The following is a 673-nucleotide window of genomic DNA, read 5'->3' as shown; positions in this document are numbered from 1 at the left end:
CTATGTTCAACCGCTAATGCAACGAAAGTCTATTCTTCGCGAGCTTTCTCAGAGATATCGACGCACGGAACTCAAGAATAAACAAACCGCACAGACTGAGCCTTAGCAGACGATTTGCTAACTATTTTACTAATCTTTCAGTATTGATTTCAGGTGGAAATAATTGATGCACCCTAAGCGCAAACAACGCCTTACACTTATTATTTTTCTTCTCGTTGGGTTTGGGACCGTGATTGGTCTGGCCATGTACGCTTTGACGGAAAATATAAATCTATTTTATAACCCAACACAAATCGCACAAGGAGAGGCCCCAAAGGGCGCTCGTATTCGTGCTGGAGGCATGGTTGTAGAGGGAAGCGTTAAACGTAGCGAAAATAGTTTGGCCACCACCTTCGCGCTAACCGATTATAAAGAAAACGTAGAGGTTTCTTATACAGGAATACTGCCAGACCTCTTTAGAGAAGGACAGGGGATTGTAGCGCTTGGCCGGCTCGATGAGAACAATGTTCTTATAGCCGATGAAGTTCTAGCCAAGCACGATGAGAACTATATGCCGCCCGAAGTTGCTGACGCTTTAGAAAAGTCTGGTGGCACCGCGCCAAAAGGCATTCATACTAAACCCGTCGAAGAAGGACAGCCGTAGATGTTTACACCAGAAATAGGGCATCTTGCA

The 673-nt window shown here is 45.2% G+C and carries 1 protein-coding gene; it reads left to right on the top strand.

All coding sequences use genetic code 11. The features are described from left to right. The first annotated feature begins 166 nt into the window (after positions 1–166). Positions 167–643, top strand: coding sequence for a cytochrome c maturation protein CcmE (gene ccmE / locus A3766_RS05690; protein WP_068510737.1), 477 nt, complete (start codon positions 167–169; stop codon positions 641–643). Positions 644–673 lie beyond the last annotated feature (30 nt).

This window comes from Oleiphilus sp. HI0132, assembly GCF_001635845.1.
This window is presented reverse-complemented; position numbering and strand designations above follow the sequence as displayed.